The sequence below is a fragment of the Xanthomonas pisi DSM 18956 genome (assembly GCF_001010415.1).
Taxonomy (GTDB): domain Bacteria; phylum Pseudomonadota; class Gammaproteobacteria; order Xanthomonadales; family Xanthomonadaceae; genus Xanthomonas; species Xanthomonas pisi.
This window is the reverse complement of sequence record NZ_JPLE01000016.1, coordinates 36,637-54,659: the sequence shown is the minus strand read 5'-3', so window position 1 is coordinate 54,659 and position 18,023 is coordinate 36,637. Positions and strand designations below refer to the sequence as shown.

Here is an 18,023-nt window from a genome sequence, read left to right as displayed (position 1 = left end):
TTACAACGAGACTTCTTTCTTCGCGGTAGGCAAAGGGGGGGATTTCTAGCGCTAATCAGGTAGGTCGTAGGCTGTTGACTAGCGCCGCGTTAGGTAGCACGATTACTTCACGGAGCCTCGGAACTCCTCGTACAGCGGCTCGCCACCTCCGACAACGGTGGTTTCGCTCGATTGGTACCTGCGAGAATCAAATGACCGAGGCTCATCATCACTTAGATGCGAACGCTGGCTACTACCTGCCAGAACACGCGCAATACCGCCTGCAGCAACTACGCGACCACATGCGCTTTCTGGCGCGCCTTGCGCAGCCTCGGTCAAGGGCCGAAGAACAGGCGAGGCAGCCGGCCATTTGCATGGATGAGTTGGCGTTTTGCCTGCAGCTGCTGGCCGAACAGGTGAATCAGGTGCTGAGCGGTGTGGAGTGCCCCTCCATGCCCGGTTCCCAGCCATCACTGTGAGGCGTGGCTGCCACGTGGTTGAATGAGCCGATTCGATGTGCTGCTCGGGCAGGTATGCCCTGTAACTGCAACGTCCGGCAACTCCGTGGGCCAGGCCGTACGCGTCGATAGCTTTGGCGCAAAGGCCTCATTTGTCTGCGGTGACGTAGCGATCTTCCTTATTGCATTCCGACGGTCTGTCCGTACATGGCCATAGGCGTGCAGGCACGGTGTCGCGGTTCTCGAAGTGGTCACCGTTCCAGAGGAAAAAGCCGGCATGCACCAGCATGCCGCGATCGAAGGCGCGGGGCGCATCTTCGGCTAGCGGTTGCTCGGGGTCGAGCTCCATGATCCAACGACCGACGGGGACTTGATCCAGGCGGGAGTCGTCCAGAAACGCGTCGCCTGCCCCTGCTGCTTGATAGCGGTCATAGAGTTCGGAGCCTAGCGCTTCTTTGGGCTGTCGAATGGATGCGGTCACGTCTTCCACCTTGCCGTCCACGATACGATAGGCGCGCAATCCAGTGCCTAGTCCCTTTCTGCCTGGCTTTGCGCACTCCCGCTTTGCCGCCTCTGTCGTGTCATCAGACGGGAGGCCTACAAGTTGGCTGCAGGCCGCGCTGATATGGACGAGATAGCCTGCAATATCTGGAGATTGGCCCCGAAATGTCCGCACCCATAAGGCGTAGTCTGCCCCGGAGCTGCGGACACTGGTAATCCGGAATTCAGTCGGCGAGGAACCGCGCGAGACTTCGACCACATAGCCTTCGCGCTCCAATATTTGCTTCAGCAATGGTCGCGGTACCTGGAGTGGTGCCATTGGCAACGATAGCAGCGCAGTCACCACCTCTGCGGGGATGGCGCGATAACGTCCGTTGGGTGCCTCTCGATTGTTGAGGTCTCCGACGCCTGGCAACCCCGGCGCCAGTTCAATGGTAGTGCCCGCCGTTTTGTTCTGATCTGCAGGTGTCGCCTCAAGCGGTGGCGCTTCTTTGGGCGTCGTCGCAGGTGCTTGCTGAGAACAGCCAGCCAGTGTGAAAAATGCGAGAGCTGCGAGTATTGGAAGGCAAAGGTTGCTTTGCATTTTTATCTACCTCCCATTGTCGGTTGTTGATGTTGCTCTTGTTGTTGCTGCCCCTGAACCTGGGCCTCGGCCGCAGTTTGCTGTTGCTGGTGAAGACGCTGCAGGCTTGTCTCAACTGGCGTTGCTGCAATGGTTGCCGCCTCGCTAGCGACCCGCAACGCAGCTGGATCGTTATTTTGTCCCTGAACCAAAAAAATCCTTGCGCCTTCTGCCTGGGTTCCGATTGCGTTGCTAGGAACAACATTATCAACGCGTGTCATGCCATTTGCTTTGGCTTCGTAGAGCAAGGCCAAGCTGTAGCTATCCGCATGTTGTGCATAGCGCCCGCCGAGTGCAGTCAAATGGCCGCTGATCTGCTGTTGTAGCGCATGGTCCGGGTGGCCAGGCACTCGCGGGTCCGAGATGGTAGCGGTTGATAAATTCTCCTGCTCTTGATTCTGCTGCAATGTTTGCGTCGGGGTGACTGACGTCAACACATACTGCCAGCGGTCTTGACCAGGCGTTCCACGCACCGTGCTCACGAAGGTGTCGTACTCGTTGCCTCCGATCGTCTGGCAGCCAGCTGAGTCAGTATTGCGTCCGCTCCCGCGATGAATTTTGAATGTGTTATTGAGGTCTTGCACGCCGTGGGTGTCACGAGCATCGAACCACCCGTCGCCATTGCTATCGCGTTCAACCCGGTGCTGCCCGTTTGCTACTGCTGCATCGGTTGGGCGCAATGCAAATTCATCTGGGTGGTTACGAAGTGGATGCGTTGTTCGTCCCATCTCCGTTGTGCCTTCCGCCAGGCGGCCCAGGTCGCGGACGTTGTCGCGGTTGACATCCTCGCCTTCAGTTTTTTGCCTGATGGCCACCTGAGCAAATCCTTCGCTGCGTGGGGTCGTCTTGGCATGGCCATCATATTGCGCTGTGGGCTCGGTTGTTGCCTGGTTGAATTCCCGAGCATGGCGTGCACCGTCCGCAGCTCTCCACAGCACCACGATGCGGTCGTCGTAGACGCCAGTGCCTCTGTTGTCGGCTTCCCTGGTCACTGGATCCCTACCTTGCGTTGTCCGATTTTCGTTGCGCAGCCCAAGAATGACCCTATCTTGCGTCGCTAGGGCTTGGTGTGCGGCATCGCTGCCACGTGTTTCGACAATACTGGCGTAGATGTCGTGTTGCTGCGCCTGAGAAAGATCGCGCGTTTCCTCAGCACCAGGGAAACGGGGTGCATTACGCGCTGCTTCCAGTCGAGTAATAACTGGCCCTACCGTCGAAGCATCTGTTGCCGGGAGCCCGCCGGGGCGCTGAAGTGCATCAATTCGCTCCGCTGCACGCGAGGCGACTGAGCGGTCCAACGCTTCTTGCACCAGTAGTGATTGGTCTTGGCGCAACGCGTCCAGCCGCATGGCCGCCTCGCGGGCCTGGCCTTGGTTGAATAGGCGTGCGACTTCGTCTGCAGATGCGTTGATATCGAGTTCCGGCATGTCTCTCTCCTTGAGGTCCTTGGACGGCGATCAGCGAACTGAACAAGTTGCCGATTTACCACCAAAGTAGCGATGATTCAATCGCTCTGCAGTTGCTGATCTGTCTGGATAGCAGTCTTGCCCGTAACGGTAAGGAATGTCTCTTCGATCTGCTGCTGACGCAGGCTTCAGATGTCGGGCAAATTTGGTTGAAGATTGAACGCTTGGTATCTCAGTCACTACACCGGCGCAGACTTCAAAATCCCCGACAAACTCTCCCGCAAAATCAACTGCAGATGCATGCGGTTGAGCTCCATGCCGCTGGTCATCACGTTGTGCAGGCCGCCGCACATGGCGGCGACGGCGAAGACGCGGGCCTGGAATTCCTGTTCGCTGCTGGCCGGGTCGGCGTGGCCGCGCAGCAGGCGCTTGAGCAGGGCGCTGAGGTGTTCGATCAGCGATGCGCTCTGCCGGCGCATGAAGGCGGCCAGCACCGGGTCGCGCAGGGTGGCCAGGTGCAGCTCCAGGTCGATGCGGGTGCGCTTGATGTTGATTTCCTGCAGCAGCCATTCTTCGAGCAGGCCGGCGATGAAATCCACCACGTGCACGTTGGCCGGGCGTTCCACCAGCCACATCTGGCGGATGGCGCGCATGTAGTTGCGCTCCAGCAAGGCGCGCACCAGCGCGTCCTTGTCTTCGAAGCGTTGCAGCAGGCTGCCGCAGCTGACCTTGGCGCGCTCGGCAATCAGTTCGAAGCTGGTGGCACTCAGGCCGATGACGTCGATGCACTGCTCGGTGGCGTCCAGCACCTCTTCCAGCAGCAGTTCTTCGCGCTCTTTTGCCGTGCGCAGCAACAGGACGTTGGACATGGGCAGCAGGGTGTCGGGGGGCTGCAGTATACCGGCGCGGCGTTACCCATCCATTGCGTTCGCTTGTTGCCGTGCCATCAGTCATGGATGCGCGTGCGTATTGAAACATCGGTCACAGATGCGCTGGTCGACCATGTTTTCACGGCGGCTGTGCGACACGTGAGGTCGACGTTGTGCAGGAGAAGCATGTGAGTGAGAACAGTGCGGTAGCCGGTGTCTCGGCGCAGTGGCCGGCGCGGTTGTGGGTGGTGCGGCATGGGCAAAGTGCGGGCAATGTGGCGCGCGATGTGGCCGAGTCCAACGGCTCGGCCTTGATCGACCTGGAGCACCGCGATGCGGATGTGCCGTTGTCGGCGCTGGGCGAGCGCCAGGCCGAGGCGTTGGGGGCATGGATGGCCGGTTTGCCCGAGCACGAGCGCCCAACCTTGATCCTGAGTTCCACCTACGTGCGTGCGCGCCAGACCGCCGCTGCGGTGGCGCGTGCGCTGGGGCAGCCGGCCGAGTCGGTCAGCGTAGACGAGCGGCTGCGTGAGAAGGAATTCGGCGTGCTCGATCGCTACACCACGGCCGGCATTCTTGCGACCTTTCCGGAGCTGGCCGAGCAGCGCAAGCTGGTGGGCAAGTTCTACTTTCGCCCGCCCGGTGGCGAGAGCTGGTGCGATGTGATCTTCCGCCTGCGCGGGGTGGTGGGCGACCTGCAGCGCAACCATGTGGGCGCGCGGGTGCTGATCGTGGGGCATCAGGTGATCGTCAATTGCTTCCGCTACCTGATCGAGCGGATGGACGAGGCCACCATCCTGGGCATCGACCGCGAGGGCGATGTGCCCAATTGCGGCGTCACCGAATACGCGGCTGCGGCCGATGGGCAATCGCTGGAATTGCTGCGCACCAAGTTCGTGCCGCCAGAGCTGGCCGACGAGCCGGTGACCACCGAGTCCGACCGCCCGGCCGGGGCGCGCTGATGGCCACCTCGCGCGTGCGCACGCTCAACGCCGCCGCCTTGCGGGCGATGCCGTTGCCGGCCCCGGGTGGCGACAAGGAGCAGCGTGGGCGCGTGTTGATCGTGGGCGGCTCGATGCGCGTGCCCGGTGCGGTGCTGCTGGCCGGCGAGGCGGCGCTGCGTACCGGTGCGGGCAAGCTGCAGATCGCCACCGCCGCCAGTGTGGCGCCGGGCATGGCCTTGGCGGTACCGGAGGCGCTGGTGCTGGGGTTGGCGCAGAACCGGCAGGGCGAGATCGTGCGCGGACACCGCGCGCTGGACGGGGCGATGGCGGCTTGCGATGCGGCAGTGATCGGGCCGGGCATGGCGTCGTCGGCCACCACCACGGCGATGGTCAGGCGCGCCGCCGAGCAGGCGGTGTGCACCTTGGTGCTGGATGCCGGTGCGTTGTCGCGTGGCCTGCGGGCGCCGATCGGGCGGCCCTTCGTATTGACGCCGCATGCGGGCGAGATGGCAACCCTGGCGGGCGACGACAAGGCGGCGGTGGAAGCGGCACCGAGCGCGTACGCGCTGAAGTTTGCGCAGAAGCTGCGCAGCGTGGTGATCGTCAAGGGTGCGGACAGTTTTATTGCCGGGCCGGATGGGGTGGTGTGGATGCATCGCGGGGGTGCGTCCGGGTTGGGCACGTCCGGGTCTGGCGATGTGCTGGCCGGGTTGATTGCCGGGTTTGCCGCGCGCGGCTGCGATGCGTTGACCGCTGCGTTATGGGGCGTGTTTGTGCATGCGGCGGCGGGCAGGCAGTTGGCCAAGCGGATTGGGCCGGTGGGGTTTTTGGCGCGCGAGCTTGGACTGGAAGTGCCTGGGATTCTGGATCGGTTGGCACGCCGCTGATCAATGCTCGTCGCGTTGATGCCGCGCGCAAACCAAGCCCCTCTCCAGCGGGAGAGGAGTTGGGGTGAGGATGCGTCTGCTGGAGTCGTGGGGCTGTCTTTCCAGTTGGGGTTGAGGTTGTTGCCTTGATTGCAGGGAGCGGGTTGCACTCTTGGCAGACTTGCCTTCATCCAGCCCTTCGGGCCACCTTCTCCCGAGGGGAGAAGAGAAAGTCTGGCGATGGAAGGGTGCATGGTTGCGCTCGTTTGTTGCGCGATGTTGCGCCGCGTTGGTCGGTTAGGCTTGGTCACCAACCTGGGAGGGTGCACGGTGAAGCGAACGATTGCGTGGTCGATGGTGGGGGTTCTGGGGGTTTGGGGTGCTGCGACTGAAACGGTGTTGGCATCTGCAACAGCGACAGCGATAGGAACAGCGACAGCGATAGGAACAGCGACAGGAACAGCCGCAACGCCGGTTCCGATGCTGGCATCGACGGCATCGACGGCATCTGCATCCACGCCCGCATCGAAGGCGGTAGAAGCTGCGGTTGCGGATGCTGCTGTTCCGCCAGCCGCCGCCGGTGCACTACGCGTTTACACCTCCGCCCAAGGCGCAACGCAGCAGATGCGTGTCAGCACTGTCGATGCGCCCAGGGCAGGACATGCGTTGACCGAGAAAGAGAACTCCATCTTCGTCAATCCGCAGCGGCGCTTCCAGGAGGTGCTGGGCATCGGCGGGGCAATCACCGATGCCAGTGCCGAGACCTTCGCCAGGCTGCCCAAGCCTGCTCAGCGCGCCTTGCTCACTGCTTATTACGACCCGGAAAAGGGCATCGGCTATACGCTGGCGCGCACCACCATCCACAGCTCGGATTTCAGCAGCGGCAGCTACACCTACATCAAGGAAGGCGATGCGGCGCTGAAGAGTTTTTCGGTCAGGCACGATCAGCGCTATCGCATCCCGATGCTGCGCCAGGCCATCGCAGCGGCGGGAGGCAAGTTGACGACCTTCGCCAGCCCCTGGAGTGCGCCGGCCTTCATGAAAGACAGCAAGAACATGCTCAAGGGTGGCAAGTTGTTGCCTGAGTATGCGCAGGCCTGGGCGACCTACTACACACGCTTCATCGCGGCCTACGAAAAAGCCGGTATCCCGATCTGGGGCATCAGCTTGCAGAACGAGCCGATGGCAGTACAGACCTGGGAGTCGATGGTGTTTTCCGCCGAGGAAGAGCGCGACTTTTTGAAGAACCACCTCGGTCCGACGATGGAGCACGCCGGCTATGGTGACCGCAAGATCATCGTGTGGGACCACAATCGCGACATGATGCTGCACCGTGCGCATGTGATCTTCGACGATCCGGACGCGGCCAGGTATGCCTGGGGCATGGGCTTCCACTGGTACGAAACCTGGGCCGGGTTCGCGCCGATGGTGGAGAACGTGGCGGCGGTGGCACAGGCGTACCCGGACAAGCCGCTGCTGCTGACCGAAGCGGCGGTGGAAAAGTTCGACCCGGCAAAGCTGCAGTACTGGCCCAACGGTGAGCGCTATGGCACCGCCATCATCAACGATCTCAATCATGGTGCGGTGGGCTGGACCGACTGGAACATCCTGCTCGATCAAAATGGCGGGCCGAACCACGTGGGCAATTACTGCTTTGCGCCGGTGCATGCCGACACGCGCACCGGCGAGGTGATCTATACGCCGAGCTATTGGTATATCGGCCACTTTTCCAAGTTCATCCGCCCCGGCGCACGGCGGGTGGGTGCAGCCAGCAGCCGCAGCAATCTGGCAACGACGTCCTTTCTCAACACCGATGGCAGCCTGGCGACGGTGGTGATGAATGCCAGCGATGTGGCGATCCGTTACAACCTGTACGTGGGCGAGGCATCGAGTGAGCTGGAGATCCCGGCGCATGCAATCCAGACGGTGGTGATGACGCAGTAAGCGCGGGCCGTGGGCGGAGCGTTGGTGGGTTGCGTACCCTCATCCGCCCTTCGGGCACCTTCTCCCGGTGGGAGAAGGGAACCTTCGTGCAGTGAAAGCCGGCGGCGATTCACCGGTCGATCTACGTTGCGCATCCGTCTTCTGGACACATCATCAATTGATGCAGTCGCCAGCAACAGAATTCAACTAGACAGGGCTTGCCGATCGCTGCGCATAGCAATCGGCAAGATCCTGGTGCCGCGATGGCAGAAGCTCGCTTTCTGTTGGCTCAAGACAGCCTGTTGGCTCAGGACAGCAACAACCCGCCGGTGGCACCAAACACTTCGCCAGTGACGTAGCTGGACTCTTGCGAAGCCAGGATCACATACAACGGCGCCATCTCCACCGGCTGGCCGGCACGCTTGAGCGGGGTCTCCGAGCCGAACTCGGGAATCTTTTCCGGCGGCTGGCCACCGCTGGGTTGCAGCGGGGTCCATACCGGGCCGGGGGCGACGGCGTTGACGCGGATGCCCTTCTCGGCGACCTGCTGAGCCAGGCCTTTGGTGAAGTTGACGATGGCCGCCTTGGTGGACGCGTAGTCCAGCAGCGTCGGCGAGGGCTGGTAGGACTGGATCGAGCCGGTGTTGATGATGGATGCGCCCGGCGGCAGGTGCGGGATGGCCGCCTTGCACAGCCAGAACATCGCGTACACGTTGGTCTTGTAGGTGGCGTCGAACTGCTCGGTGGTGATGTCGGCGATGTCTTTCATCGCGGTCTGCTTGCCGGCGATATTGACCAGCAGATCCAGCCCGCCAAGCTCCTTGACCGCGCGTGCGACCAACTGGTTGCAGAAAGCCTCATCCTTGAGATCACCGGGGATGCTGATCGCCTTGCGGCCTTCGGCCTCGATCAACTTCACCACTTCCGCAGCGTCCTGCTCTTCTTCCGGCAGGTAGTTCAGCACGATGTCGGCGCCTTCGCGTGCGTAAGCGATTGCAGTAGCACGACCAATGCCCGAATCGGCGCCGGTGATCAGCGCCTTGCGGCCCTTCAGGCGGCCGAAGCCCTGGTAGCTCTGCTCGCCGTGGTCGGCCTTGGGCTGCAATGCATGGATGCTGCCCGGCGCTTCCTGGGTCTGCTCGGGGAACTTGGGCTGCGGAAACTGGGTGAGCGGGTTCTGCATTTCGTACTGGTTCTTGGTGCTGGACATGCGCTGGCTCCTGCAGTGGGGGATGGCAGGGCCGCAGCGTGCTGCGGCCGATGCAGTGCAGTCTGGAAACCGCGGCGATGCGTGCGGGTGAACGAATGTTGTGCATGATGTGAACGCGCCACGCAGATGGCGTGCGTGCGGTGCTGCTGCGCCGTGCACGCAGGCCACGACCGGGAGGACCGCAATGCAGTGTGTAGGGATCGATGGCGCCGGCAGCGGCTGGCTGGCGGTGTGGCAGGCCGGCGATGGATTGCAGTTTGCCGGCTACCCCACGGTGGCCGCGGTGGCGAGCGCATTGGGGGACGTCGCTGTGCTGGGCGTGGATATCCCGATCGGTCTGAGCGAGCACGCGCCCCGCGCCGCGGATGTGCAGGCGCGGCGCTTTGTGGGTGGGCGCCGCGCATCCAGCATCTTTGCCGCGCCATTGCGCGGCATGCTGCATGCACCCACGCAGGTGGAGGCCTCTGCGTTGCATCGGGTGCTGGACCACGACGGGCAGCGTGGCTTTGGCGTGCAGTCGTTTGCGCTGCTGTCGAAGATTCGCGCCTGGGACGATGCCTTGCGTGCCGATCCGGCGTGGGCGGAGCGCGTGTTCGAAGTGCACCCGGAGGTGTCGTTCGCCGTGCTCGCCGGCGGGTACGGCCTGGCGGCGGGCAAAAAGAGTAGTGCGGGCCACCAACAGCGCGCCGCCTCGCTGGGCCAGTGCTATGGCACCAAACAAGTGGCTGCGTTGCTGGAGCGCGTGCCGCGTGCGCTGGCCAAGCCGGATGATGTGCTCGATGCCCTGGTTGCCTGCTGGAGCGCGCAGCGCATTGCCGCGGGCACCGCCGGCAGCCTGCCGGCGGTGGTGGAGCGCGACGCCTGCGGGCGACGCATGGGCATCCACTACTGACTCAGCGCGTCTGCGTCGACATCGAATACGGCCGCTGCGCCGGATCGGTGGCCCATTGCGTATTCGGCGTGGCCTGCATGCGGAAGCGCAACTCGCCGCCGGCCTGGATTTCTTCATGCGTGAGGTAGGCACGAGTCAGCTGCTGGCCGTTGAGGCTGGCGCTGCCGATGTAGCTGCGCGCCTTGCTCAGGCCATCGGCGATCACGCTGAAATGCTTGCTGTTGGGGAGATTGAGCGTGGCGCGCGGCAGGAACGGGCGGCCGATGATGTATTGGTTGCTGCCCGGTGCCACCGGATAAAAGCCCAGCGTGGTGAACACGTACCAGGCCGACATCTGGCCGAGGTCGTCGTTGCCGGCCAGGCCTTCGGGGCCGGCGTGGTACTGGGTGTCCATGATCTGGGTCAGCCGCGCCTGGGTGCGCCAGGGCTGGCCGGCGTAGGCGTAGAGATAGGCGACATGGTGGCTGGGTTCGTTGCCGTGCGCGTACCAGCCGATCAGGCCGGTGATGTCTTCCATGTGCGCGAACACCTTGGGGTCGACCTTGGCGTCGAACACCGCATCCAGGCGCGCGAGCAGTTTGTCGTCGCCGCCATGCGCGGCGGCAAGCCCGGCGACGTCCTGCGGCACATACCAGGAGTATTGCCAGGCATTGCCTTCGGTGTAGTCGCTGCCGTAGCCGCTGGCCGCGGGGTCGAACGGCGCGCGGAAGTTGCCGGCGCGGGTGCGCGCCCGCATGTAGCCGGTGGCCGGGTCGAAGGCGTGCTTCCAGTTGCTAGCGCGCTTGCTGAAGTCTGCAGCGATGGCGGGCTTGCCGAGCTTGTCGGCCATGCGCGCGATGGTCCAGTCGTCGAAGGCATATTCCAGCGTCTTGGACGCGGCTTCGCCTTCTTCGTCGATGGGCACGTAGCCCAGCTCGCGGTATTGCGCGATGCCGTCGTACGGGCCGTAGTTGGCGCTGGCGACCATGGCATCGAGCGCTTCGTCGGCATCGAATCCGCCGATGCCTTTCATGTAGGCGTCGGCAATCACCGGCACGGCGTGGTAGCCGATCATGCACCAGGTTTCCAGGCCATGGAATGCCCACACCGGCAGGATGCCGTAGGCGCTGTCGCGGCGCGACGCGAGCAGCGAGTTGACGATGTCGCTGGTGCGCTGGGCTGGCTGCACCAGCGTGAGTAAGGGGTGCAGTGCGCGATAGGTGTCCCACAGCGAGAAGGTGGAATAGTTGGTCCAGCCAGTGGCCTGATGCACTGCGTTGTCCGGCCCGCGATAGCGACCATCGCTGTCCATGAACAGGGTGGGCCCGAGCAAGGTGTGGTACAGCGCGGTGTAGAGCTGGGTGCGTTGCTGCGGCGTGCCCTGCGCATCGATCGCCGACAGCGCCCGGGCCCAGTGCGCGCGGGCATCGGCGCGCACGCGGTCGAAATCGAAACCGGGTACCTCCGCATCGAGATTGGCGATGGCGCCGTCTTCGCTGACCGGCGACAGCGCCACGGTGACCACCAGCGGCGTGCCATCGTTGGCGACATCGAATACGCCGACCAGCTGCCGGCCTTCGATCTGTGCGCGCTGCGCGGGATGCTTCTCGCCCGGCGGCGGAAAGCCCTTGTACGGAATGTCCTGCTCGGTGTCGTGCAGCTGCGTGGCACTGAGCGGGCGCGAGAAGCGCATGGCGAAATACAACTGCCGGCCCGGCGCCCAGCCGCGCGTTTCGCGAAAGCCGGTCACGGTGCCATCGCCGCGTACGCGCAGCCGCGACCACTGCACCTTGCCCGGGTAGTCGTACAGGCTGGTGCGCAGGTCCACCAGTACATGCGCTGGCGTGCCCTTGGGGAAGGTGTAGCGATGCACACCCACGCGCGCACTGGCGGTGAGTTCGGCGCGGACATTGCTGTCTTTCAAGGTCACCGCGTAATAGCCGGGTTGTGCCTGCTCGCTGGCATGGTCGAACTGCGCGGTATAGCCGCTGCCGGGCTTGCTGGCATCGCCGCGCTCCAGCTTGACCTCGCCGACTTGCGGCATCAGCAGGATGTCGCCCAGATCCGAATGCCCGGAGCCTGAGAAATGCGTATGCGAAAACCCGACGATGGTGGTGTCGCCATGCCGGTAACCGGCGGCCCAGCCGTAGGCTTCCTTGCGCGGTTTGATCTGCGTATCCGGGCTCAATTGCACCATTCCGAACGGCAGTGTGGCGCCAGGATAGGTGTGGCCCTCGCCACCGGTGCCAATGAACGGATCCACCGCGTCGAAGGCAGACTCGGCCGCGCGTGGCGCTGCGCTGCCGGCAGTGACAGCAAGGCCGGCAAGCAGCACCAGCCAGCGCAGGCGGGAGGTTGCGATCGATCGGTGCGGCATGCGGAACGTCTCCGGGCGGATGCAGCGCCGGACCGTAGCACAGGGGCTTAGCCGGCCATAGGCGTTGCGCCGTGCACCACGAGTTGGTCCGTTGTCGGGGCCGCTAGGTGCGCACGGGGTGACGATGCGTTGCCAGGCAAGCACGCAGGTAGCCGCGCAGCCTCTACGCCTTGCAGCGTGGACGTGCGGCGCGTAGCTGCCGCGCTGATGGCGATGCGTCGGGATGCTTCAACGCGTTGTCCTTGCCGCATCACTCGCTGTCGATCCACCCACAGTGCAATGCCGCGATCGTCATTCGACATGTGCGCGAAGAAGCCTTGCGCACTGCTCGCCTGCACTTTGATCCACTCGGCATGCCTGTCATTGAGATGCACGACAAGCACTTCATGACGCGTGGCCCAGAGGCGACGCTGCAACCGGCAATGGCGTGCACCGCCGCCTCGCTTCGCAGGGCCAACCCGATGCGTGCGAGTGCCCGGCAACGGCTTTGGCAGCAGCCTGGTCACCCGGGCTGGACGCGCAGCAAACGACGGCCTGGGCAGGAGACCTGCGATGCACCGAACGACGCTGCGACTTCCAGGCAACGCGTCGTAGCCAGTGAAGCGAACGGCATTCGGCATGCGTGTATCGCAGCATGAAACTGAACTGGTCGGCTTGGTGCACTGGGTGACCTCATCGCGCAGCTGAAATCTCGGGCATGCGCCCGCATATGGCGCAGATGGATTTGTTCGACACCCCCGTCGCGCCCCTGCAGGTACTGGACGATGCCGAAGGCGGCGTGCGCTATTGGCCGCAGCTGTTGACGCCTGCACTGGCGCTGGCGTGCTTTGCGGCACTGCGCGAGCGCGCCGACTGGCACAGTCAGCGGCGTGAGATGTACGACCGCGTGGTGGAGGTGCCGCGTTTGCTGGCCTCCTACCGCTTGGACGACGCTTTGCCATCCGGCTTGCCGCTGCAGCGCCTGCTGGAGACGGTGCAGGCGGTATTGCCTGCCCCGTACAACGCGGTGGGATTGAATCTGTACCGCGATGGGCGCGACAGCGTGGCGATGCATCATGACGCGCTGCACACGCTGGTGGCGCCGTATCCCATTGCGCTGCTGTCGCTGGGGGCGGCAAGGCGCATGAATCTGCGGGCAAACGATGGCCGTGGCCGCGCCCTTGGCGTGGAGCTGGCATCGGGCAGCCTGTTGGCGATGAGCCATGCCTCGCAGCTGACGCATACGCATGGCATTCCCAAGACCAGCCGGGCCGTGGGCGAACGCATGAGCGTGGTGTTTCGCGTGCGCCCGGCCGAGCGCATGGCGGCAGGCCAGCACGGCCCGCATTGGCTGCCGGCGCAGCGGTAACGCGCACGCTTGTGTCCGTTTGCCTGCTGGCGCCCGGCCGAGCGCTGGCCGGTGCAGGGCGACAAACATGCTGCTTCGGCGGCGGCAGCCGCTTGCGTGCGCTTGCCTCCATGTTGCGTCCGTCATCGCTGACATTGCCCATTTCGGGTGATTGCCATTGCCGTCACCACTGGCCATGCTTGCATGCAATCCCCCCTTCAAACGCTGCCGATCCATGCCTCTGGACGCTACCCGTCACCATCAGATGTTTCCCGAGCTGGATGCGGGCCAATTGGCGATCACGCGGCGCTTCGCCAGCGGGCCGGCGCAGCGGTTCGGCGCCGGCGAGATCGTGTTCGAGGTCGGCGATGCGCACGCCCCGGTCTGGGTGGTGCTGGAGGGCGCCATCGAGGTGGTGCGCCGCGACGGGCTGGGCAACGAAAAGCCGATTACCCGGCACACGCCCGGCCAGTTCACCGGTGAGGTGAGTCAGCTGGCGGGGCGCGCATCGCTGGCGGCTGGACGTGCCGGCCAGGAAGGCTGCCTGGCGCTGCCGTTCGACACGGCGCATCTGCGTGCGCTGATGATCAGTTCGGCCGAGGTGGGCGAAGTGGTGATGCGTGCGCTGATCCTGCGCCGGGTCGGCCTGATCGAAGGCGATGCCTCGGGATCGGTGTTGATCGGCGAGCCGGACGACCGGCATCTGACCCGTTTGCAGGGGTTCTTGACCCGTAACGGCTATCCCAACACGGTGATGGATGTGTCCGATGCCGAGGGCCGCGCCCTGGTCGAGCGGCTGGGCATCCAGGAGCAGGATCTGCCGGTGATGGTGTGCCCCAGCGGCCGCGTGTTGCGCCAGCCCAGCGATGCCGAAGCTGCGCATTGCCTGGGCATGACGCCGGACATCGACCCGAACAAGCGCTACGACGTGGCGATTGTGGGCGCCGGCCCTGCGGGTCTGGCGACGGCGGTGTATGCCGCCTCCGAAGGGTTGTCGGTGCTGGTGATGGATCAGCGCGCCATCGGCGGCCAGGCCGGCGCCTCGGCACGCATCGAAAATTATCTGGGCTTTCCGACCGGCATTTCCGGCCAGGCGCTGGCCGGCCGCGCCTACAACCAGGCGCTGAAGTTCGGTGCCGAGCTGGCCATCCCGATCGAGGCGGCAATGCTGGAGTGCAGCCGCGACGATGGCGCGTTGCGTCTGGACATGGCCGACGGCAAGCAGCTGCTGGCCAGCACCGTGGTGATCGCCTCGGGTGCGCGTTATCGCCGCCCGCAGATCGAGGGGCTGGATCGCTTCGAAGGCCACGGCGTGTCGTACTGGGCCTCGCCGGTGGAAGCGCGCCTGTGCGAGGGCGGCGTGGTGGCCCTGGTGGGCGGCGGCAATTCGGCAGGGCAGGCGGTGGCGTTTCTGGCGCCGCGCGTGAAGGAGCTGCATCTGATCATTCGCGGCACCGGGCTGGAAGCGTCGATGTCGCAATACCTGATCGAGCGCATTGCCGCGTTGCCCAACGTGCAGTTGCATACAGGCACCGAAGTGACCGCGCTGGAAGGCGACCACGATCGCGGCCTGCAGGCCGCCGTGCTGCGTACGCGCGGTGACGGCGCAACCACGCGGGTGGAGTTGCGGCACCTGTTCCTGTTTGTCGGCGCCGATCCCAATACTGCCTGGGTGCAGCAATGCGTGGACACCGATGCGCGCGGCTTCGTGATCACCGGCACCGCGCGCGGCGACGGCGTGCCGGCGTGTCTGCCGCTGGAGACCAATCGCCCCGGCGTGTTCGCCATCGGCGATGTGCGTGCCGGCTCGGTCAAGCGCGTGGCTGCCGCAGTGGGCGAGGGTGCCGCGGTGGTCGCGCAGATCCATCAATACCTGGCCCATCAGGCCAACCCGGTACCGGCCTCCGAACTTGCCAGCGCCAATCAGGAGTCGACCACCGCATGAGCCACCACTGCACCCACGCCACCCAGATCGAAGACGTTACGCCCAGTGCGCGCGGCTGCGAGGCGTGTCTTGCCATCGAAAGCGCCTGGGTGCATCTGCGCCTGTGCCGCAGTTGCGGCCATGTCGGTTGCTGCGATGATTCGCCGCACAGGCACGCCACCGCGCATTACCACGCCACCGGCCATCCCATCATCGAAGGCTACGACCCACCCGAAGGCTGGGGCTGGTGTTATGTGGACGAAGTGGAAGTGGAGCTACCGAACCAGACGCCGCAGCTGGGGCCGATACCGCGGTATGTGTGAGCGGCGCGGTTGGTTGGCGGGGTGTGGATGGGGGGCTGGGGCGCCGCTGGGAATCGGGATTGGGGAATCGGGAATCGTAAAAGCGGCTTGCGTGCTGTTTTGATTTGGTCGGGTGGGGATGTTGTGTTGGGCGATTGCAAGTCTGCTGAGGGGGCGGTTCGCTTGCTTCGCGGCGCCCACTTACTCCGGCCAGTGCACCTGCGGTAGTTCGCCGATTGTTGGGCGGGCGAACAGATAGCCTTGCTGCAGATGGATGCCCATGTCGCGCAGGGTGCGGTATTGGTCGGGGTGTTCGATACCTTCGGCGATCACGGCGATGCCGAGTTCCTCGCACATGCGGGTGACGTGGCGCACGATGGCCTGGCGGCTGCGGTCGGTGTCGATGCCGCGGATCAGTGCGATGTCCAGCTTGAGCAGGTCCGGCTGGAAGTCGGCCAGCAGGCCGAGCCCGGCATAGCCGGCGCCGAAGTCGTCGATGGCAGTCTTCAGCCCGCGCGCCTGGTAGGCGCGCAGGATCTCCAGCAGATGCGCGGGATCGGCGAGGTGTTCCTGCTCGCTGACCTCGAAGATGATCGCGTCCAGCGGCCAGCCATGTTGCGCAGTGGTCGAAAGCGTGGCGCGCAGGCAGTGCTCGGGGTTGTAGACCGCATTGGGCATGAAGTTGATCGACAGCAATGCCGGCAGCGCGATCTGCGCGGCGCATTCGATCGCCTTGATGCGGCAGGCCTGGTCGAAGGCATACCGGTTGCGCTCATCCACGGCGGCCAGGATGCTGCCGGCAGATTCGCCGTTGATGCCGCGCACCAGTGCCTCGCCGGCATAGATGCTGCGCTTGACGACATCGACGATCGGCTGGAAGGCCATGGTGATGGCGGTGGGAAATGCTTGGCCATCGCGGCAGGCGTTGCAAACAGGAATTTGGGTCATGAGGTAGACATCATCGTGCGGCGTGGATCGAGCCTAAGAGTGTCTAACAAAACTACTGCGCAGCCGCCAGGCGGGCGCGGCCGGTGCTCGGAATCCTCATGTACCACTCGTACACTGCGGTTCCTCCGCGCCGTCCACACCCGCCTGACGACTGCTCGCTACGTTTTGTTAGCCACTCTAAACCTATCGGCCGCAGTGGCGTGTCATTGAGCCCGGATTGCGCAGCGCAGCATCCTCACCCTGCGTGTGGCCGGGCTCGGCGATAATGCGCCATCGCTCGCATCGGACGCCCCATGACCGCTCTCACCGAACGTTACGCCCAGGCCGTGGATTACGCGCGCATCGCCCATGCCGGACAGGTGCGCAAGGGCACGCAGATTCCGTACCTGAGCCATTTACTCGGCGTGTCCACGCTGGTGCTGGAATGCGGCGGCGATGAAGAGCAGGCCATTGCCGGCTTGCTGCACGATGTGGTGGAAGATTGCGGCGGCGGGCACGAGGCCTCGATCCGTGCGCAGTTCGGCGACACCGTGGCCGATATCGTGATGGCGTGCACCGATGCCACCGCCGAAGACAAGGCCGAGGTGGACAACAGCGCGCGTGCGCGCAAGCACGATTGGCGCGAACGCAAGCTGGCCTACCTGGAGCATCTGCGCAAGACGCCGGAGCGCGCATTGCTGGTGTCCGGCTGCGACAAGCTCTATAACGCGCGCAGCATCGTGCAGGACCTGGAAAACCCCGCCGTGGGCCAGGACATCTTCAATGTGTTCACTGCCGGCCGCGAAGGCACGCTGTGGTACTACGGCGAGCTGGAAGCCATCTTCCGCACGCGCAGTGCCGCCACCGCGCGGCTGTTCAGTGGCGTTGTCATGCGCATGCAGGCCCTTGCCGATACCGGCGAGCAGCCGGTGCCGGCGCATGCGCTGGGATGAGCGCGCTGTAGAGCAGCTGGCAACACGACTGCGCTCACCTGCAGGTGCGCGCGGCCGGGGTGTGGTTTCCATCGAGAGACGACCAGGTTGCCGGGCGCGATGCCACGGTGTGGATGCGTCGGTGGTGCGCTGTAGAGCGGCCGATCTGCGGCTTGGCTGCAGGGCCCTAGCGCCCACCCACCACGCAGGAAACGCTGCAGGTACGTCCTTGTACGCGTTTACGCGGTAACCATGCCGCGTACGGTCCTGCGACGGTGGGCGGACAAGGATCAGTCGGATGGTCGGTGTTGAGGGTGCAAGCACTGTGGGACGTGTTGCTAGCGCGCCAGCTCTCGTACAGTTGCAGCCCGCCCCGGCAATCAAGGCACCCGTGAGATTGCCTGCTTTTGACAAGCGACCGAGCAACTCTCTGCTGCGCTGTCCTCGCCGCTTGCGGGACCGTGTGGCGACATGGATGCCGCCACACGGTCCCCAGGGACGGGTTTATGGCGTGTCCCGCGAGCGGTGAGGGCACCGCGCCCTCGACCGGCCAGGCGGCTGACCTAACGCGCTCGGCTGTACCTG

General features: G+C 64.5%; 15 protein-coding genes and 1 other RNA gene. 10 read left to right on the top strand and 6 right to left on the bottom strand.

Annotated features, from left to right (window positions below; all coding sequences use genetic code 11):
• The first annotated feature begins 191 nt into the window (after positions 1-191).
• Positions 192-458, top strand: a complete 267-nt coding sequence (locus Y887_RS04065; protein WP_046963131.1) for an XAC0095 family protein — start codon at positions 192-194, stop codon at positions 456-458.
• 127 nt (positions 459-585) lie between these two features.
• Here Y887_RS04065 and Y887_RS20095 read toward each other — a convergent pair whose 3' ends face one another.
• From Y887_RS20095 to Y887_RS04045, 3 genes are all read right to left on the bottom strand, one after another.
• Complete coding sequence (locus Y887_RS20095) at positions 586-1,521, bottom strand: hypothetical protein (RefSeq protein WP_146093322.1); 936 nt, start codon at positions 1,519-1,521, stop codon at positions 586-588.
• A 2-nt stretch (positions 1,522-1,523) separates the two neighbouring features.
• Positions 1,524-2,987, bottom strand: a complete 1,464-nt coding sequence (locus Y887_RS18605; RefSeq protein ID WP_084725922.1) for an XVIPCD domain-containing protein — start codon at positions 2,985-2,987, stop codon at positions 1,524-1,526.
• Positions 2,988-3,205: 218 nt separating this feature from the next.
• Positions 3,206-3,835, bottom strand: coding sequence for a TetR/AcrR family transcriptional regulator (locus Y887_RS04045; RefSeq protein WP_046963128.1), 630 nt, complete (start codon positions 3,833-3,835; stop codon positions 3,206-3,208).
• A 173-nt stretch (positions 3,836-4,008) separates the two neighbouring features.
• Here Y887_RS04045 and Y887_RS04040 point away from each other — a divergent pair, with 173 nt between their 5' ends.
• From Y887_RS04040 to Y887_RS04030, 3 genes are all read left to right on the top strand, one after another.
• Positions 4,009-4,797, top strand: coding sequence for a histidine phosphatase family protein (locus Y887_RS04040; protein ID WP_026064525.1), 789 nt, complete (start codon positions 4,009-4,011; stop codon positions 4,795-4,797).
• Entirely contained in the window at positions 4,797-5,666 is an 870-nt protein-coding gene (locus Y887_RS04035; protein ID WP_046963127.1) for an NAD(P)H-hydrate dehydratase, read from the top strand. Before Y887_RS04040 ends, Y887_RS04035 begins: the two co-directional genes overlap by 1 nt.
• Before the next feature lie 459 nt (positions 5,667-6,125).
• Entirely contained in the window at positions 6,126-7,589 is a 1,464-nt protein-coding gene (locus Y887_RS04030) for a glycoside hydrolase family 30 protein (RefSeq protein ID WP_046963126.1), read from the top strand.
• Between the two features lie 286 nt (positions 7,590-7,875).
• Here Y887_RS04030 and Y887_RS04025 read toward each other — a convergent pair whose 3' ends face one another.
• Positions 7,876-8,778, bottom strand: a complete 903-nt coding sequence (locus tag Y887_RS04025) for an SDR family oxidoreductase (RefSeq protein ID WP_046963125.1) — start codon at positions 8,776-8,778, stop codon at positions 7,876-7,878.
• 184 nt (positions 8,779-8,962) lie between these two features.
• On the opposite strand from Y887_RS04025, the gene Y887_RS04020 reads away from it, so the two are divergent.
• A complete protein-coding gene (locus Y887_RS04020; protein WP_046963124.1) occupies positions 8,963-9,670 on the top strand; it encodes a DUF429 domain-containing protein in 708 nt (235 codons plus the stop codon).
• 1 nt (position 9,671) lies between these two features.
• Here the strand turns inward: Y887_RS04020 and Y887_RS04015 are convergent, their stop codons facing one another.
• The gene (locus Y887_RS04015) at positions 9,672-12,026 is read right to left on the bottom strand and encodes a GH92 family glycosyl hydrolase (protein WP_046963123.1); all 2,355 of its coding nucleotides are present in this window, start codon (positions 12,024-12,026) and stop codon (positions 9,672-9,674) included.
• A gap of 718 nt (positions 12,027-12,744) precedes the next feature.
• On the opposite strand from Y887_RS04015, the gene Y887_RS04010 reads away from it, so the two are divergent.
• The 3 genes from Y887_RS04010 (at position 12,745) to Y887_RS04000 (ending at position 15,600) form a co-directional block, all read left to right on the top strand.
• Positions 12,745-13,374, top strand: a complete 630-nt coding sequence (locus tag Y887_RS04010; RefSeq protein WP_046963230.1) for an alpha-ketoglutarate-dependent dioxygenase AlkB — start codon at positions 12,745-12,747, stop codon at positions 13,372-13,374.
• A 214-nt stretch (positions 13,375-13,588) separates the two neighbouring features.
• A complete protein-coding gene (locus Y887_RS04005) occupies positions 13,589-15,298 on the top strand; it encodes an FAD-dependent oxidoreductase (protein WP_046963122.1) in 1,710 nt (569 codons plus the stop codon).
• On the top strand, positions 15,295-15,600 hold the full coding sequence (locus tag Y887_RS04000; RefSeq protein WP_046963121.1) for a UBP-type zinc finger domain-containing protein: 306 nt from the start codon (positions 15,295-15,297) through the stop codon (positions 15,598-15,600). Before Y887_RS04005 ends, Y887_RS04000 begins: the two co-directional genes overlap by 4 nt.
• A gap of 180 nt (positions 15,601-15,780) precedes the next feature.
• Here Y887_RS04000 and Y887_RS03995 read toward each other — a convergent pair whose 3' ends face one another.
• Entirely contained in the window at positions 15,781-16,527 is a 747-nt protein-coding gene (locus tag Y887_RS03995; RefSeq protein ID WP_046963120.1) for an EAL domain-containing protein, read from the bottom strand.
• A 98-nt stretch (positions 16,528-16,625) separates the two neighbouring features.
• Here Y887_RS03995 and Y887_RS18230 point away from each other — a divergent pair.
• Together Y887_RS18230 and Y887_RS03990 are read left to right on the top strand one after the other, a co-directional pair.
• Positions 16,626-16,701: non-coding RNA, sX9 sRNA (locus Y887_RS18230), on the top strand.
• A 119-nt stretch (positions 16,702-16,820) separates the two neighbouring features.
• The gene (locus Y887_RS03990) at positions 16,821-17,459 is read left to right on the top strand and encodes an HD domain-containing protein (RefSeq protein ID WP_046963119.1); all 639 of its coding nucleotides are present in this window, start codon (positions 16,821-16,823) and stop codon (positions 17,457-17,459) included.
• The last annotated feature ends 564 nt before the right edge of the window (positions 17,460-18,023 follow it).